Source organism: Mesorhizobium sp. P3_A10, assembly GCF_056403175.1.
This window is the reverse complement of record NZ_JBFUFZ010000005.1, coordinates 152862-167153: the sequence shown is the minus strand read 5'-3', so window position 1 is coordinate 167153 and position 14292 is coordinate 152862. Positions and strand designations below refer to the sequence as shown.

Here is a 14292-nt window from a genome sequence, read left to right as displayed (position 1 = left end):
GCCTGGGCCGTCAGACGCGCAGGTATTTCGCCTGTCTAGAAGGAGATCGATCTTGGACCCAATGAAGCTAGCGGAACGGCTGCAGGAGCTTGCCATCGCCAGGAGTTTGATCAAGCCGGAACTGCTGGCGCGCGAGCCCGAACTTCTCACCAAAAAGTGGTTCGATTATCGTTTCCTCTCTCCACTGCAAGCCACACTTGTATTCGGTGCTGCCTATCAAACGGGAATTCGACGATACGTTCACAAAAATCTCGATCGCGACCTCGCCGAACGCGTAGATGGGGTTAGCGTCAATTTGCCATCGGCACCTACCAGCATGTTTACCCAACTCTGGACCGCTAGGCAGCGAGCAGACGAGTTCTGTATCCCCTATGAGGAGTTCATGGAGTTCTCGTTTGATTTTGCGGCGCGGAGGCAAAGGCAGATGGGTCCCACGCCCATGCAGCTACATGCCAATCCAAGAGCCGCATATGCTTGGCATACTGAGTTTGAGAAGTTCAAAGCGAAACGAGCACCACCGGCTATGCAACCGGGGACTGATTTGCCTCAGTATCGCATGGAGCATGACCGCAGCCTGCCGGCGCAAACCGATTTTCGCGAATCCTTGACGTCAGCGGTATGCGCCAATCCACGTCGTTGGTCGGATGTCATCGGCCGCTACCATCTCGTCGAATCGCAGCTTTCAAAGACAACGGTGTCGGATCTTGTGCCTGAGGACATTCGTCAGCAGGAATTTGAGAAGGCTGAGTTCGACTGTGCCGCCGGGATGTTTGGGAGCAGCCCTGCCGTCGCCCTAGACGAAACTGATTTTTTCCAAAGCTGTTTCGGGATACAGGGCGCCCAGGCCGGAGCGGATGATCAATGCGCAATCTGTCCGCACCGGGAAGAATGCCAGTTTCATACGACAATGGTCGATGTCGTCACGAACCGGGACTATGGATCAATCTCACCCGTGATTGTGGCTCGCCGTGCAAGAGGTGCCGCTAGGGTGGCGAAACATCGTGCCAAGATGTCAGCAGTCTCACGGACCGGAGGGTGTATATAGCAAAATCAATCACTTAGCCGGAATACTCGGATGTAACGCCTGCCTAATTCTTTCTTTCTTTCTTCTCTTATTCTTCTTAGGGAAGCGTTACATTCCATCAGCCRCTTCTGATCTTGGTAACCTCCGGTCCGATGAATGGCAGTATCGATTTGCAACTGCTAAGCTCCGGCTTGGTAGGCGCGAGACCGGTGGAAGGCGAATGCCTCCACGACTTCTAGCGACCCAGAGCTTGTCCATCGTCACCTTGGTCGGACAAGCCCTTCTCCCCGATCTCAACTTCGGTGGCCCCGGAGCGAAGCCAAGCGCCAAGTCGATCTGCTGCGGCTTCAACTTGCTCCTGTTTCCGCAGGGCACACTCCCAGATCACGGCGATGCGCCAGTCTGATTCGGTGAGACCGACGCGCACGGCATGGTCTCTGACGACGTTAGCAGCGAATTTGGCCTGCCAAAACTCCGGCCGCGTGGAAGGAGTCGTGGTGAAGCGGCACTCGGAATGGCGATGCCAGAAGCAACCGTGCACGAAGATGACCGCTTTGAATCGAGGAAAAACAAGATCCGGCTTCCCCTGTAGCCCTTTACCGTGAAGCCGGTAGCGTAAACCACGAGTATGCAAGGCGCGGCGCAGCACCAACTCGGGCTTCGTGTCCTTGCCTCCGATCCCGGCCATCATTCGGGAACGAGTCTGCGTGTCGACGATGTCTATCATATGCCTCCTGGCCTTAGCGGCTGCAATCGGTATACATCTTCCCAATACAATTCGTCAGGAGCGAGATTTGCCTGCCACTTTCGGTGTCGTCGATCTGTTTGCCGGTCCGGGCGGGCTGGGCGAGGGATTTGCTTCTCTCGTCAATAATGCACATCGCCCTTTCCGTATCGGCATCTCGGTCGAGAAGGAGGCATCGGCGCATCGCACCCTGACCCTGCGCGCCTTCCTCAATGAATATCGCACTCGGCATGGCTTGTTGCCGCAACGGTTCATCGACTTTCATGCTGGTCTGACTACCGAACCTGACTGGGGGGAGGTGGACACGAAAGCCTGGCGGATGGCGACCGAAGAGGCTCGCTGTCTAGAACTCGGCACGGATGCAGCCAAAATTGCCATAGATGACGCGATCACTCGGCTGCGCCGTAATTTCGACGACACAATATTGATCGGCGGTCCGCCCTGTCAGGCATATTCCCTTGTTGGCCGGGCCAGGGCCAAAGGCAAGCGCAACTATGTGCCGGAGGAAGATGCTCGGCACTACCTGTTTCGCGAATACATCAGTGTGTTGGACCGGCTGCGTCCAGCCGCTTTCGTGATGGAGAACGTCAAGGGCATGCTCTCGTCGACAATCGAGAGCCGCCTTGTGTTCGAGATGTTGATGGAGGACCTGTCATCGCTCGGGACCGGGCGCGGCCATCTATATGAACTGCACGCGATCCGGGTCGGGAACGGCAAGGCCACCCTCAGCGAAGTGAGGCAGCCATCGGATTTTGTTGTGCGGGCCGAGCAATTCGGCGTCCCGCAGCGGCGGCATCGGGTAATCATCGTCGGTATCCGGTCGGATCTTGGAACTCGGGCATCTGGTGCATTCATCAACGTTCCCGGCGTAGCTCGGACTGTAGAGGATGTAATCGGGAAACTTCCCCCACTGCGCAGTGGTCTCAGTCATGGCAATGATCACGCTGAGGCATGGCGCGACACCGTGATCGATGCCGCCTTGGTGCTGAGCAGGATAGATCGAAGCGAGGAGGTTGGCACAATCGGGGACTCGTTCCTCGAGATCGCCCGACGCTTAGCGAGCGAGGCTCCGCGCCAGCGCAATTCAGCAATCCTGCCAGACGTCTACGGCACGGCGAACGACAGTCTCCTCAGCTGGCTCGAACGCCCGGAGCTTGGCGCGATTGCTCAGCACGAGACACGCGGACACATGGCCTCGGACCTCGGGCGTTACCTTTTCGCGGCAGTGTTCGGAAAAGTTCATGGATACAGCCCGAAAGCATCAGACTTCCCACTCATGCTCAGCCCTGACCACCGAAACTGGCACAGCGGCGTGTTCGCCGATCGCTTTCGGGTGCAACTCGCGCGTGAGCCCTCGACCACCGTCACCAGCCATATCTCAAAGGATGGCCACTACTTCATCCACCCTGATCCGGCGCAGTGCCGCAGCCTTACCGTCCGCGAGGCTGCACGCCTTCAGACCTTTCCCGATGACTATCTGTTCCTTGGAAACAGGACCCAGCAGTATGTCCAAGTGGGAAACGCGGTGCCGCCCTACCTTGCGCGCCAGATCGCCCACCTGCTCCTGTGCGGCCTTGGATCATCAGCCGCGTCGACGGTGCCCAATCGCTCCGAAATTGCTGTTCTGACCTGATCAATTTCACCGCTAAGAACCGATGAGCCCGAAATACGCGTGAGGAGGTATTCCAGCGCTTTGTGCTCTTTTGTCTGCAGCTCTGGGGATCCTCGCTTCAAGTCGGCGAGAGCCGCGCGCGATTTCGGAGAGAGCCAACCCCGCAGTTCGGCCTCAATACTGATCCTGTCTACCGCCTTTCCGAGCGAAATGGCGCTATCGCCGGACTGAACCACGCGGATGCCAACCTGCTCGCTTTCCAGGTCGCGACTCTTTCGAGCCGCTTGCGCTGAATTCGATAGAGCGGCCGAAGTCTCTAAAGCCTCAGATCCGAAAACAGGAGTTCCAAACGCCTGATCGAGCAGCCGAACCAGATCGACGGCCGGAAGTTCCGCAAGTGATCTGATCTCGTTTCTAATACGGATCCGAAGCACCGCCCGCCGCATCACAGGCTCCATGGCGGACTTCCCGTGATGCCTTGCCGCCCTTAACCATGCCTCGCCAATGGCGAGGGCTAGGATTGGATCGCCGCCAATGCTCGGACGTTCGGTGATTTGGACGAGCGCGTCTTCGGTCAGTTCATCGAGCAGCTGCCAGCGCTGCGGATGATCCGCCCCGCGATCGAGTGCCCTGTGACGCATCAAGAGCCGCTGGAACGTGTTCCTGACACCCCCAAGATATCGCTCCAGTGCAGAACCAAACCGCCAGTGCACTATGTCCGGGGCAAGAACAGCGCCGACGAAGTTCCACACGTCGTCCCGTAACGCCTCGCCACTACCGAAGACATCTTCCTGCGCAAGCCACGCGGCGGCTTCGGCGTCAAAGTTAGCGAGCACACTACGTCCCGATGATTCGGTGCCAGAACGATGCATCGTTGAAAGTGACGCGAGCCCGTCACGCACTCTTTGCAGTTGATGCTCCGTGATGCGGTTTCCTCCTGTCGCCGCAAAGCGAACGGCCGCAGGCAATTCGCGTGCATCGAAGCCGGGCCAGTTTTCGGGACCCGCGTTCAGAAACCGCAGCACGATAGCTTCGGCGGCAGGCCCTGGAAGTCGGGGCAACAGGACAACCATCTTATGCCTCCCCCAGTTCTGACAGTGCTAAAATAGCCGAACGGAAGAGGCCTGGGCGGCTTTCAAGAACAGATTTGATGAAGACGGCATCTTTGCCTGGCCACGTCTTTCGGAGCCAGGTGGCTGCTTGTGCACCGAGTGAGCCGGGCTCCACATTTTTCATCATTTCGGCGGCTTCGGGATCCAGAATGAAGCGTTCGCAGATTTGACCCATGACGTCTGCAAGTAGAGTTTGGAGAGTCGGTCGATCCTCGTTCTCTACCCGTTGAAGAAATTCAGTCGTCCTGTTGTTCAAATAGAGACGCACAGCGCCATGAAAATCGCGATCCCACTGTGACGCCGACCAGTGAAGGTGCCATGGCGCGGATGCAGCCATGGTGTCCCCAAGGAGCATAGCAAAATCCGCCGTCTCAATCGGAAAGCGCGGTTCCTCGCCCTCGAGGCGCGCCCGTGTGCTCTCCGACCATAGGCGATCCCCGCCAGACTTCGGACTTAGCGGCGTAGGAGAAATCGGAGGAACCGCAAGCGTGATTTCGGTCAGCAGATCCAGCACGACGGAAAGACTTCGACCGGAAAGCTCAACATCGAAATGCCAATCCCAAGAGTGTCGGCCGAGCACATTTCGATGTCGATCAATGATAATCCTCGGTAACCGTCCCTGTCCGGTTCCGATCCTGATGCCCATTGCGAGCTGGAGCTGATCCTGCGGAATAAATAGATCCACCGCGGCTACTTCCGGTTCAATGCGGATCGTCCTCCGGAGCCGCAATTTGCTGGAAGGATCCCAGTCAGGAATATGTTCGCCCATAGGCGACCAGTCAGCCCCATCGAGAGTAACCTCCCACGGCGTTCTGGCCACCGCAGAATCAGAAAGAGTCAAGAACGGAAACGCTACGCGATCGTTCATTCACCTGGCTCCGACAGGATCTCGGCATCAACGGTCACCGCGCAGTCATCGGGGACGAAAACCCGCAATTCGAAACTTCCTTCGTGCCCGTGAAGGGGAATCCTTGCGCCCTCAGCAGCCGCATGGCCGTCGGCTGCCACTATTGATACAACAACTGGTTGTTCGATGTCCTCGTCGATGCGCCCAGCAGCAGTGCCGTCGATTGCGATGGAAACGGAGGCAGAAAGCGTCGTTCCGCTACGCTGCTTGTCCTGCGTCACCTCGGTCTTGAAGACCGCGATACGACCGGCATCGCCAAGCTCTAGCCGATCGAAGATAGGTCGCGACGCGCGTGCTCGCCCCGATCTCGAACCTCCACCGCCATTGCCTTTTGGACGGCGACTTCCTGCACCATCTCCGCCGACATCTTCGAGAATTGCTCCCAGTCGCCCAGCGAGGCGAGCAAGTGGTGGTCCCGAGGAGGACCCGATTGGCCTTCCGGGCGCAACAATCCCCATTTCTGAGGCGATGCTACGCAACCGCTTCATCGCGAATTTCACGTAGCGCCTGGCATACCCCGCAGGGAGGTTATCGGGGATCCAGTCGTCATGCGCCGGAGGCTCGGAATCTGCGAAGGCGCGTTCGACTTCACCCTCGCCGCTGGTAAGGAATACCCCCGCCCATTCCAGCTTCTCGTCGGGTAGGGGGGTCCCTTCGAGATACTTCACGACAAGCTCGACCGGGCGCATCAGAGCAATGTGGTGAACCACCGCAGGCACTTCCGTTCCATCTCCAACCAGCGGTCGTCGTGGGGATCTCAAGCCTCTTTCGATGGCAAGGGTGCCGAGCAGCTTCTGCCGCCATTGTGACTCGATAGGCCGGACGTCGTGCCCTGATCGACTGCGCGCGGCCCGCATCGCCTTGCAGAAGAGATCGAACGGCGCGATGTCCTCCGGTGCCGGCACGGGAACGTCTGCTCCCTCGACCTCGACCTTGCAGACAAATCTCCGATCGTCAGGAACATCGCGCATCAGGCGCGGCCAGAAGTTCCATAGCAGCGCTTCCACGATCCGGTTTCCGCTTGCATGAAGGTCTTCATCTTCGGTCTCAAAGTCTATGATCATGATCGATGTGCCAGTTCTGCCGTCACCTCGATCTGGAAAGCCCAAGGCTGCCGCCAATTCGGTTGCCTGATCTCCCGTCACGGGATCAACTACCCCATCCTGAGCATCTGCGACCCCCCACCAGTGCCGGCCAGTATATTTCCGGAGCATCCCGTTCTCCGGGATTCCGAACGAATGGCCGACATGACAGCCAATCAGCCGCCTGTCTTTCGAGCCTGTTGCATGAGGGAGCGTGTCGACAAGAATGGTGGCGCAACGGCTGGCGCGATAAAGAGCCACTTTGCCGAAACCATAGGTTCCGCCACCGTGTTCGGTATCTCTAGGCGTGCCAATGTTGCGAAGGAAATCGATGAAGTCGGTCCGTTCTGTTCCAATAGGGATGCGATCCGAACGGGTGGGACCTCCAAGGCCGGTCGTTCGGAAATCGCAGATTTCCAAAACTGTCAGATTGTTCCGGGAAACCGCCAGCTTCAACAGGTCACACGATTTCTGTTCGCGCGGCTCTTCGCGCAAGATGACTTCCCCGAGAATTTCCATTTGTTCGCGAGAAAGCGTCCTGAGCCTTATCAATATTTCCGGGCCGTGCCCGAGTTTGGCGGCGTCCGCAATGTTTTGCACCGCCTCACGGATCAAGGTCTGCAATGGACCTAGCGCCGGCGCACCCAGCAAACGGCGGAAGTTTTCTCCGATGTTGCCTGTCGAGCCATACGGTTCGGAATACAGATCCAGCTTGTTCATGATGATCGGGCAAGAGTCCGGAGAAGGGTCTCGATTTCGTCAGTTCGGCACCTGCAGGTAGAAGCAAGTGTCAGGTCGATCCGATATGTCACTTCGTCGACACCAGCAGGCGATTGGCCGCCCTCAAACGCTGAGGAAACAATACGTGGGAACTTGGTTTCAACTCGGTAGAGGCTTTCCGATTCGATCCTGAAGGCGTCCCGGTTCCATGCATCGGCATCGACGGCGGGACACCCTACGCCGACAAGGAGATCGCGAAGACCAGATGGATCGTCTGCTTTGGCCAAGGCTCGCGCTCCGAGGCTTGCGATCGTCAGCAAGCCGCCCGAGACAGGCTCGAGTGCGAAATGAGCGAGATGCAGCGTGCCCCCGGTGGGTGGCGCCAACTGCTCGAGGCCGTTGATCGTGATTCTCGTAGAACCGGCACGGAGCGATGCCTTGACCTCAAGCGAAGTATCGGCGCGGCGGAAGTCGTGCCGATCACCCGCTGGTCCCCTCCAAGCTCGCCATGCAGAAGGCGCCAGGTCGAGTAGTCGATTCAGAATGACCAGTTCCGCAACAAGACCGGCCACGCGAGTGCGGTCAACCAAGTCTGGTGGGCTTTCGGCCAGCAGGCTGCGGAAATCGTAAAGCGTAGTGCGGGCGGCTTCCAAGCAGCCAAGGCCTTTTCCAACTCGAGTTACGATCTCGTCGACAACTTCACCGAAGACCGGTTCCAATTCGAGCGAAAGGCACATGAGATCGAGGAACCTATACGCCCGCCCTCCCTGCATGAACGAGGATGCGGTTACGGCAAGCGCGCCAGCGGCCTCGACTCCGACAAGTTTCTCATGGACCGCAAGCGGGAGAAGCAGTCTCGCTTCGCCATTTGGACCGATAGCAAGGCGAATCGGGCCGGTAGGGGTCCCGACACCCAGTGGCATGGAAGGTATCTCGAGTCCTCCCGTGTTCCGCGAATCTGTGCGCAGAACCGCCCATTGACCCGCAACCGATGCAGAGCTCAAGCTAGCGGACACCAGCCGCCTCCGCCTGTGCTGCCTCTTCTGCCTCGATCTCTGCGATATCTTCAGCGGAAATTGGTCGCAACTCGACTGAAATGAAGTTGCCCCCTTCAGTCACCGAACCGGGGAAGATAAGACCGATGCCCAAGACATCGTAAGCCGCGTCCAAAGCTTCGCGCACAGCAACTCGTCCCGGCCTGGGAGGTTCTGGTGTCGATTGCCGTTCGATGGGATAGAGCAAAAGCAGGGGCAACGGTCCAACGCTACCACTCCGAATTGACTTCAGCTGTTCCCAGTCACCGTCAATCTTGGCGCCGTCGTAGTCGAAAAGCAGATCGCCTTTTGACATCAGGGCCTTGATGTCCGCCACAGCTCCGCCGTCCTTCAGTTTCGCGCGACGGACCATCTTGACGAGCCCGGCCGCACCAAATGCTTCTTCTGAGAGCTTGCCGCGTCCGGATTCGACAATGCCGACGTTCCAATTTTCGAGACGCGGATCGCCGCCTTCGAGGAACGGGATCAGCATATTGGGGAGCAGATCCGTATGGGTTCGCTCTATCCGGTAGCTCTCGAGAAACCGGCGAATCGATGACTTTGGAACGCCACGCCAGAGCTTGCGGTGCACAGCCTCGGTATCTCGCAGCCCTAGTGCTTCGGCGCGGCTGACAAGCTCGGCACCTGCGGCCCAGTTGCGTTCGAGAAGCGCGCCATCTCTGTGCGCAAAGCGGAAGGTCTGGCGATGTGTGCCCCAGTAGCTGACGGCGGATTGCCGAGCTGAACGCATCTTGTTGGCGGCCGTTATAGCCATGCCTGGGATCGCGCGGATGCGAACGGCGATGTCCATGGGGGTCAAGTCTCTAAGGCGATACTGGTCGATGTCGTCGCGGATCTCCTGTTCGATAGCTGCAAGAGCACGGAAGCGAAGCTTCAGTTCCTCGGGCATCCATATGCGAGGGAGATCTTCATAGCGCGGACGATATCCGAACCAGCGCCCCATCTGCAGCAGCGTGTCATACTGGTTCGCTGTCCGCAGGAAATAGCTGACCATCAATCCTTCGAGCGTCAGGCCCCGTGCGAGGATCGAACCGCCCACCACGATATAGGTGCGAGGAGGCCCCGAATAGTCGATCCTGTCTTCGCTGGCGCCGTTCTCCACCGGGAATTCGAGCCGCGTCAGGACACCCGGAAGATGATTGAACAACTCGTCGATGGAGACGCGTGGAGCATCTGTAATCTCGGGTGGCAACCTATTCGACTCGTCCTTCCAGATTTCTGCAATCCTGCGCCCTAGAGCCGAGTTGCGCTCGACAAGATCTGCGCGGTTCACGTCCACCCAGCCTTGGATCAGGGCCGCCACCCTCTCATGAGCCGTCACGTAGGCAGACGTGTGGACCAGCATAGACATATGCTGTCCAGAGTCGCCGCGCGCACAACGTGCGGAACAGCACAAGAGAAAGTAGAGAATCGCCGACGCCAGGCTGGGTGTCACGCTGGGCTGGAATCCGTCCCGCTCTCGGCGACTTGCCGGCTGCAGCAGGGCCTCGTCTTCCGGCGGCACATCCCGGATCATGTCGAGGCCCTCTTCCTCGGGCTGGAGGTTCTCGGGATCTGCCGGCGTTCGTCCGAAAAGCTTCTCAGTTCCGAAGTAACGCTCAGGTTTCGGGAGCGCGGTGATGAAATCCCTGGGATAGAGATCGTCGAGGGACTGCCCGCCCGCTCGATAGGGGTTGATCAGCACGTTGGCAAAGGGGGTAGCAGTGTAGCCCACATAGGTAACGGCTGGCAGGATCGACAGGATCTCTCGGATCCTCTGATTGATGGCGGTCATGTCAAGTTCGCCTTGGGCGGCGTTCACGCTAGCTTGGTCACATTCGTCGTCAATCACTAGAATCCGGAGCCGCTCCAGGACGGCCGGGAGTGTCCGCTCGATCGCCAACTTCAGTTCGTGCAGGGGCGAAACGTTCTTCTTGATGACCGCAAGTTGTGCCTTGTCTGAATGGGAGAGAAAACCGCCCTGTGGTGGGGCACGGAAATCCCGATTCATCTCGTTGGGGGTCAGAACTTGCCAGTTCATGGGGTTCCTAACGACGAGGTCCTTGAACAGGCGGTCCTGCGTCTGCATTCGGAGCTTGTTCGTGAGGCCGGCGAGAATGATGACCGTATCGTAACCTGCATCCAGCGCCTTGGCGATCACCGCCGTCATGTTCGCTGTTTTGCCCGATTGCACATATCCGACGACAAGTCCGCGGCAAGAAAATTGGGACCTGTCCGGATCGGCCGGGTTCTCGAGCAGGGAAACGACCTCGTTCGAGGCGGCGTCTATTCCGTCGATGTCGTCCTTCGGCCATTTCTTCTCATTGAGAAGAAAACCACGCACTGCCGGCCAGTGCAGGTCGGTCGGCACAGGGCCAAAATACCACTGGACCTTTCTGCGAATGACCGAATGGGTGTGAAGAATTTCGATTTTTTCGAACTGCCGAGCGACAATCTCACGTGCCTCAGTGATTTCGGCGTCAAGCTGGTTTGAAAGTCCCGCGACGAGAACGTCAAGCCCGTTCCGGACATTGTCGACCGCTGCATCCAAGCTTCCGACCCGTGGTAGGGCCTGGAGTATTCGTTCAACCAAAGAATCTACTTGCGGTCCCGGCACGAAAGTTCCCCCCAAAGAATGCAAAAGGCGAATAGCGCCTAGCGAATCCGACGCTGCTCAAGCAATCACGCTATCATTCAAGTATCAAGTCCGAGTTGAACATCCTGAACGCAGTGGCCGCTCGCAAGGATCGTGAAGAGATGATGGCGATTGTAGGCCTAGACTCTCAGTGAGTCATAGGTCGCCTGTGTATATATTCGGTAAAATTTGCTATTTAGAGCGACAAAGGAAGAGTAATCGGATTGTAAGTTGAATTAATAAGGGAAGTTATCTTGCAGAAATTTCTGGGAAGTTACGATCCCTATCGATTTCTGATATATATAAAGCAAGATGATATACTTATAGAAAGAGAACGAGCATGAGAGACGATAGCAGGGATGCATCCCGCAAATCCGAGATTGCGAAATTCTTGGACAAGCGCATCTATGAGCTGAGTCACCGAAAGAGCCAGAGGGACATAGCCAGAGAGATCGGTTTTGTGAACGACAACGTCATAGCGATGCTAAAGAGCGGGAGAACCAAGGTGCCGCTTGATCGCGTTATGAGCATCGCTAAGGCGCTAGAAACCGATCCTCGTGAGCTATTCGTTCTGGCGCTCACGCAGACCGGCAATGAAAAAGACCGTGCGGCTTTTCAGCAAATAGTGGGTGAGTTCTCGGAAAACGAGCAGGAGATCATCGGCGTGATCCGCAAGTTCTCAAACGGAGCGGATCCGAAGCTATCGGTCGTGTTTAAAAAGATACTACGCGCCCTGTTTGGTGGCGCAGGCGCCAAAAAGAAGGAGGGCGAATGACGCTGAATAACGACAGGGTCGAAACCCGATCGCTGCGGAAGTAGGTCAATTCCCGCCAATAGCAGCAATTCAGGTAGTTTGAATCGCTAGGCGCGCTAACTGTCCAGCATTCGAAAAAAAACTGGGCATGCCCGGTTGCACCCTTCCACAGCTTACCGGGAATTCGCTGAATCGGCACGGCCGTTAATAAATCTCACGAATAAGCTCAGCGACTCGGCCCATTTTTGCGTAACTATGCGCTTTAGAAGTTAGCGCGGGCTTCTCCTCGCGCAACCGCATCCTTCGCCCTTGCCGGCCAGGCTTCGTAGGCTGCATGCCAAACACGACGAAAGGATAACGCTTGATGAGCGAAATGATATGGAGCTTCGAAACCAGGGACTTCAAGGTCGTCTGCGAAGCGTCAGAGCCCAGCTTCATCGATCCTTTGGTGCACAGCCAAGAAGTCATCGACGCGATCAATCGCGACGACGCTATGCTTACGCACCTAAATGCACGCGTCTATTGGCGCGGCGAGGAAGTTGGGCGCGCTCGTAAGACCGACTGCATCCATTGGAGCGCTCCCCTCCCGGATGATTCCGAGTATCGACATGCATTTGATAGCACCATCGTCATAGACCATGAGCATCGCCACAAAGTGGCGCGATGGGCGATCAGCGACGCGCGAAAGTGTCTAGAGGAGGTTCGGAGCGGTCTGCCCGACTTGTATCTTCGGAAAACCACTTGACCACTGCCTTGCGACAAGCGGCACCCGCCGGCGACGGTGTCAGCGGCGCTACAGGTTACTGGCATCCCGGTCGGTTGCGCTGCGGCTTGCCTGCTTCTGCTGCGCCTGCGCCAGCCGTCGCCCCTGGCTGCGCCCCGTCATTGACGGGCTTGAAGCCGATAGGAAATCCGCATCCGACCTGGCGCGCCGTGTGGGATTCGAACGTCTGTGTCGAATGGTGAGTCCCGCTAGTCCAGCGGGATTGGCGATGTAACGGGGCGTCAGCGCGTGCACTCGCTTCGCCAATCGGATGCCGGTTCTGGATGCCATGAGAGAAAGCACATGAGGTGCACCTGGGTTCCTAGGAACCAATCGACTTCATTCGCTTGAGGGGATGCCCCATAGAGCGAAGTCCTAGGATTGCCTTGGACAGCGGTGGGGATGCCTCCTGTTGCGGCGGACAAAATTCCGACCATGCTCCACTTTCAGTGGGAGGGCAGTCCGTGAGGTCGGGTGCTAAACCGCATTTCCTGGCGATGATCGTTGAGGTCCAGTCTCTCTTTTAGGTGACGGTTCTGAAGGAGCGGGAGGTTGACAATGTCAACTTGGCGACTCGATATCGACGGTTCGGGACCTAATTCTGTCACCAGAATGTAATGCGTTCTCTTAAGCCGTAAGAGCGCGCTTGACGCTAAGTTTACACTAAGTTGACAACTAGACCGCAAAACCCACTTTTCGAGCTTTTGGTTGACAAACGCAACCTGAGACAGCTGCCAAGGCTCGAACACCAAAAACAGACAGGGAAGCTCACTAGGCACGACAGCACCGTCAGCGGAGCGATGAGCGAGATACATCACGGAAGCTATCTGGCGCCCACCCCCGGTCGAACAGACATACGAACGGCAACAGCTTGACCAGCATCAGATTAATAGCATCGGCGCAGAGAGCGAATTGGCTAAAGAGACCGGCGACGGACGTAGAGACCACGAAGCTGCCGAGACGTAGATTGTAGGAGCGTGAATGCAGAGGCGTGGTGTGATGGCGAGTGTTGAGATTTCTGGCTTTTCGCTTTCAACGATCGTTTATTCGCGGCCGACCTTCTCTGAGAGACCGCGGAGAGAAATCCAACTATCCGATGTCTTTGGAATTGGCGAATTTGGAAGAGGCCTATTTTCTCGCCTGTGTCGTGCCCGACGTAGGCTTCAAGCGCACACGGGGGTGGCCTGTCTCTGACTGGCTCACATCCAATGTCTCAATCTTGCGGACAAGATCACTGAGCTTTTTGGAACCGTAAGTTCGTGGGTCAAAATCAGGAGCGAGATTGGCGAGTAGGTTTCCAAGCCGTCCGAGGCCGATCCACCCGTCCTCTCCTTCATTCTCGGACATGATCCGCTTAAGGATGCGCGAAGCATGTGCCAGCGTCTCCAAGGGCTTCGTGGCCCCAGCCCTGGCGCCCGCAGGGGTCGTCTCCGGAAGGAGGTTCTCTGTATAGATGAACCGCCGGCAAGCCTGCCGGAAACTCTCTGGTGTTTTCTGTTCGCCGAATCCGAAGACGTCCACGCCATGTTCGCGAATTCGTGCTGCGAGGCGCGTGAAGTCGCTGTCGGACGACACCAGGCAGAAGCCATCAAACCGGCCACTATGCAGCAGATCCATCGCGTCGATGACGAGCGTGATGTCCGACGCATTCTTCCCGGTCGTGTATGCGAACTGCTGCTGAGGGATGATGGCATGCTTGGATAGTATGTCGGCCCACGCTTTGGAGCGCGGACTCGAGAAGTCGCCGTATATCCGCCGGACGCTCGCCTCGCCGATCTCCTCAAACAGTCCATCGGCGATTTTTGCCGAAGCATTGTCTGCATCGATCAAGACAGCCAGCCGAGCGGAGCGCTGTTCTGTCGGCATAGGGGCCTCCAATCCAGATGTTGCCAATGACGTCCCCC

General features: G+C 57.5%; 11 protein-coding genes. 4 read left to right on the top strand and 7 right to left on the bottom strand.

Annotated elements, in window-relative coordinates:
• Positions 1 to 52 precede the first annotated feature (52 nt).
• Positions 53 to 1045, top strand: a complete 993-nt coding sequence (locus AC1DXU_RS20170; protein WP_477371827.1) for a hypothetical protein — start codon at positions 53 to 55, stop codon at positions 1043 to 1045.
• Between the two features lie 214 nt (positions 1046 to 1259).
• On the opposite strand, the gene AC1DXU_RS20165 is transcribed toward AC1DXU_RS20170, so the two are convergent.
• Positions 1260 to 1751: a very short patch repair endonuclease gene (locus AC1DXU_RS20165; RefSeq protein WP_477371825.1), complete on the bottom strand. Its 492-nt coding sequence runs from the start codon at positions 1749 to 1751 to the stop codon at positions 1260 to 1262.
• 67 nt (positions 1752 to 1818) lie between these two features.
• On the opposite strand from AC1DXU_RS20165, the gene AC1DXU_RS20160 reads away from it, so the two are divergent.
• A complete protein-coding gene (locus AC1DXU_RS20160) occupies positions 1819 to 3402 on the top strand; it encodes a DNA cytosine methyltransferase (protein WP_477371823.1) in 1584 nt (527 codons plus the stop codon).
• Here the strand turns inward: AC1DXU_RS20160 and AC1DXU_RS20155 are convergent.
• From AC1DXU_RS20155 to AC1DXU_RS20135, 5 genes are all read right to left on the bottom strand, one after another.
• Positions 3303 to 4454 carry a DUF6339 family protein gene (locus tag AC1DXU_RS20155; RefSeq protein WP_477371822.1) on the bottom strand — a complete coding sequence of 384 codons (1152 nt, stop codon included), beginning with the start codon at positions 4452 to 4454 and terminating at the stop codon, positions 3303 to 3305. The two genes, AC1DXU_RS20160 and AC1DXU_RS20155, sit on opposite strands and share 100 nt — an antisense overlap.
• A 1-nt stretch (position 4455) precedes the next feature.
• The gene (locus AC1DXU_RS20150) at positions 4456 to 5361 is read right to left on the bottom strand and encodes a hypothetical protein (protein ID WP_477371820.1); all 906 of its coding nucleotides are present in this window, start codon (positions 5359 to 5361) and stop codon (positions 4456 to 4458) included.
• Positions 5358 to 7202: a hypothetical protein gene (locus tag AC1DXU_RS20145; RefSeq protein ID WP_477371818.1), complete on the bottom strand. Its 1845-nt coding sequence runs from the start codon at positions 7200 to 7202 to the stop codon at positions 5358 to 5360. The genes AC1DXU_RS20150 and AC1DXU_RS20145 overlap by 4 nt, the downstream gene beginning before the upstream one ends.
• A complete protein-coding gene (locus tag AC1DXU_RS20140) occupies positions 7199 to 8125 on the bottom strand; it encodes a PD-(D/E)XK motif protein (protein WP_477371817.1) in 927 nt (308 codons plus the stop codon). Before AC1DXU_RS20140 ends, AC1DXU_RS20145 begins: the two co-directional genes overlap by 4 nt.
• 82 nt (positions 8126 to 8207) lie before the next feature.
• Positions 8208 to 10787 (bottom strand): Z1 domain-containing protein, encoded by a 2580-nt coding sequence (locus AC1DXU_RS20135; protein WP_477371815.1) that lies wholly within the window; start codon positions 10785 to 10787, stop codon positions 8208 to 8210.
• Between the two features lie 424 nt (positions 10788 to 11211).
• Between AC1DXU_RS20135 and AC1DXU_RS20130 the strand changes: the two genes are divergently transcribed.
• Both AC1DXU_RS20130 and AC1DXU_RS20125 read left to right on the top strand, forming a co-directional pair.
• Positions 11212 to 11646, top strand: coding sequence for a helix-turn-helix domain-containing protein (locus tag AC1DXU_RS20130; RefSeq protein ID WP_477371813.1), 435 nt, complete (start codon positions 11212 to 11214; stop codon positions 11644 to 11646).
• Between the two features lie 343 nt (positions 11647 to 11989).
• The gene (locus AC1DXU_RS20125; protein ID WP_477371812.1) at positions 11990 to 12370 is read left to right on the top strand and encodes a hypothetical protein; all 381 of its coding nucleotides are present in this window, start codon (positions 11990 to 11992) and stop codon (positions 12368 to 12370) included.
• A 1146-nt stretch (positions 12371 to 13516) separates the two neighbouring features.
• On the opposite strand, the gene AC1DXU_RS20120 is transcribed toward AC1DXU_RS20125, so the two are convergent.
• The gene (locus AC1DXU_RS20120) at positions 13517 to 14254 is read right to left on the bottom strand and encodes an NYN domain-containing protein (RefSeq protein WP_477371810.1); all 738 of its coding nucleotides are present in this window, start codon (positions 14252 to 14254) and stop codon (positions 13517 to 13519) included.
• Positions 14255 to 14292 lie beyond the last annotated feature (38 nt).

Coding starts and splice junctions, on each gene's coding strand:
- AC1DXU_RS20165 (WP_477371825.1), bottom strand. CDS start 1,751: ATGATAGACATCGTCGACACGCAGACTCGTTCCCGAATGATGGCCGGG.
- AC1DXU_RS20155 (WP_477371822.1), bottom strand. CDS start 4,454: ATGGTTGTCCTGTTGCCCCGACTTCCAGGGCCTGCCGCCGAAGCTATC.
- AC1DXU_RS20150 (WP_477371820.1), bottom strand. CDS start 5,361: ATGAACGATCGCGTAGCGTTTCCGTTCTTGACTCTTTCTGATTCTGCG.
- AC1DXU_RS20145 (WP_477371818.1), bottom strand. CDS start 7,202: ATGAACAAGCTGGATCTGTATTCCGAACCGTATGGCTCGACAGGCAAC.
- AC1DXU_RS20140 (WP_477371817.1), bottom strand. CDS start 8,125: ATGCCACTGGGTGTCGGGACCCCTACCGGCCCGATTCGCCTTGCTATC.
- AC1DXU_RS20130 (WP_477371813.1), top strand. CDS start 11,212: ATGAGAGACGATAGCAGGGATGCATCCCGCAAATCCGAGATTGCGAAA.
- AC1DXU_RS20125 (WP_477371812.1), top strand. CDS start 11,990: ATGAGCGAAATGATATGGAGCTTCGAAACCAGGGACTTCAAGGTCGTC.
- AC1DXU_RS20120 (WP_477371810.1), bottom strand. CDS start 14,254: ATGCCGACAGAACAGCGCTCCGCTCGGCTGGCTGTCTTGATCGATGCA.